The 2501-nt window shown below is 67.4% G+C and carries 2 protein-coding genes and 1 pseudogene; all 3 read right to left on the bottom strand.

Annotation, left to right across the window (positions count from 1 at the left end; genetic code table 11):
- On the bottom strand, positions 1–966 hold a 966-nt coding region (locus ACR2JA_RS07625), incomplete at its 3' end, for a molybdopterin molybdotransferase MoeA (protein ID WP_434008495.1).
- A gap of 46 nt (positions 967–1012) precedes the next feature.
- Complete coding sequence (mobB, locus tag ACR2JA_RS07620; RefSeq protein WP_434008494.1) at positions 1013–1546, bottom strand: molybdopterin-guanine dinucleotide biosynthesis protein B; 534 nt, start codon at positions 1544–1546, stop codon at positions 1013–1015.
- A gap of 19 nt (positions 1547–1565) precedes the next feature.
- Positions 1566–2501: pseudogene (locus tag ACR2JA_RS07615) on the bottom strand (threonine synthase); the annotation flags it as partial.

Here is a 2501-nt window from a genome sequence, read left to right as displayed (position 1 = left end):
GCCGATGAAGTGGCAATGCCCGGCCGCGTCAGCGCCCGCCCCGCCCATCTCACCGCCATGGCGCCGCACCGTGCCATAGGCAAAGGGCTTGCCGGGCTTCATCGCGATCTGCCACAGGTCCAGGCTGCCCAGCTGCTGCACGGCGGGCTTGATGTGGTCTTCTTCACCGACGGACACGCCGCCACTGGTGAGGATCAGGTCGTGGTGGTCGGCCGCGGTCTTGAGCGCCGCCAGCGTGGCCTCGCGCTTGTCCGGCACGATGCCCAGGTCGCTGACCTCGCAGCCCAGGCGCTCCAGCAGCACACGCAGGAAGAAGCGGTTGCTGTTGTAAATCGCGCCAGGCTTCATGGCTTCGGGCGCGATCTGACCCGGCATCACCAGTTCGTCGCCGGTGGAAAACAGCGCCACACGGGGCCGGGCCGTCACGTTCAGCTGGGCGCAGCCGATGCCCGCCGCCAGGCCCAGGCTCGCGGCCGACAGGCGCGTGCCACGCGGCAGCACCACGGCGTCACGGGCCACATCTTCGCCCGCGCGGCGGATCCACTGACCCGCCGAGGGCACCGCGTCGATGTGCACCGCGTGGAAGTCGCCGCCCACCTCGCGGGTGTCTTCCTGCATCAAGATCGCGTCAGCCCCGCGCGGCACCGTGGCACCGGTGAAGATGCGCGCGCAGGTGCCAGGTTGCAGTGGCTGCGCCGCGTGGCCGGCCGGAATGCGCTGACTCACCGGCAGCACCACGCCTTTTTCGGTGATGTCGGCCACGCGCACCGCGTAACCATCCATGGACGAGTTGTCCTGCGGCGGCACATGCAGAGCAGAGACCAGGTCATCGGCCAGCACGCGGCCATCGGCCATCACGGTGGCCAAGGTGTCGGTGGCGGTCAGCGGTGTGACGCGCGCGAGCAAGTCGGCCAGTGCGTCGTCCAGCGCCATCAGCGGCATGCGGGCGGGTTGAGGTGCGTTCATAGGGGTCCGGGCGCCGAACGCAGCCAAAGGCTCTGCAGGTCGGCGGTCAAAGATAGGCTTCGGGGTCGTACTCGAAACGGTCCCCATTGTCGACCAGCCAGGCGCCGATCGCATCGGGGTGATCCAGATCCAGGCGAGGTCGCAAGGTGTCTTCGGGCAGCGCGTCGGCCGCCGGCAAAGCGATGGCAACGATGAACGGGTCGTCGGGATAGCGCACCGGTTTGGCCGTCGCGGCGCGCCAGACCTCAACCTTGTGCAGGTTGCTATCGCGCCAGCCTTCGACCAGCACCCAGTCCACCGCCGGGTGCAGCAGGGGCAGCAACTCGTGCACCGAGCGCTCACCCACCTGTTCGTAGCTGCGCTGCAGCACCAGTCGCTCGGGCGAGGCGGCCAGCACCTCGTAGGCGCCGGCCTCGCGGTGGCGCCAGGTGTCTTTGCCGGGCTGGTCGGTGTCCAGCCCGCAGTGCGCGTGTTTCATGACCGACACGCGCAGCCCACGCGCCTTGAGCGCCGGGATCAGCCGCTCCACCAGCGTGGTCTTGCCTGCCCCCGACGAACCTGCAAAACCGACGACCTTCATGGCCTATCGCTGCGGGCACTCAGACCGGGCAGTGGTCGGTGACGTATCGCTTGACCGCGACCACGTCCGCCTTCATCACCTGCACCCGCTTGGGCAGGGCTTCGATGCCGTCGAACTTGGCCGGGCGGTGCGGATCGCGGCCCAGGGCCTCGCGGATGGTCTCGGCGAACTTGATCGGCAACGCGGTTTCCAGCACCACCATGGTTTCGCCTTCGCGGCGCAGCTCGCGCGCCACCTTCACGCCGTCGGCGGTGTGGGTGTCGATCATCACCCCGAAGCGTTCGAAAGTGTCCTGGATCGTGGCCAGCCGGTTGGCGTGCGTGCTCTTGCCGCTGGCGAAACCGTAGCGGTTGGCGGCCTGGGCGAACAGCGGGTCGGCCCCCAGGTCGAAGCGGCCGTGCAGGCGCAGCTCGTCGTCGAACAGCTGCTTCGTGCGCGCCGCGTCGCGGCCCAGCAGGTCGAACACGAAGCGCTCGAAGTTGCTGGCCTTGGAGATGTCCATCGAAGGGCTGGAGGTTTCGTAGGTGTCGGCGCTGCCGCGCACGCGGTAGGTACCGGTGCGGAAAAACTCGTCGAGCACGTCGTTCTCGTTGGTCGCCGCGATCAGGCGACCGATCGGCAGCCCCATCTGCCGCGCCACGTGGCCGGCACAGATGTTGCCGAAGTTGCCCGAAGGCACGGCGAAGCTCACCTGCTCGTCATTGGACTTCGTGGCGTAGAAATAGCCGGCGAAGTAATAGACGACCTGGGCCAGCAGGCGGGCCCAGTTGATCGAGTTGACCGTGCCGATCTTGTACTTGCGCTTGAAGTCCAGGTCGTTGGACACGGCCTTGACGATGTCCTGGCAGTCGTCGAACACGCCTTCGATGGCGATGTTGTGGATGTTCTCGTCCAGCAGGCTGAACATTTGCGCTTGCTGGAAAGGGCTCATGCGCCCGTATGGGCTGGTCATGAA

The sequence above is a fragment of the Hydrogenophaga sp. genome (genome assembly GCF_051007235.1).
GTDB lineage: Bacteria > Pseudomonadota > Gammaproteobacteria > Burkholderiales > Burkholderiaceae_C > Hydrogenophaga.
This window is presented reverse-complemented; position numbering and strand designations above follow the sequence as displayed.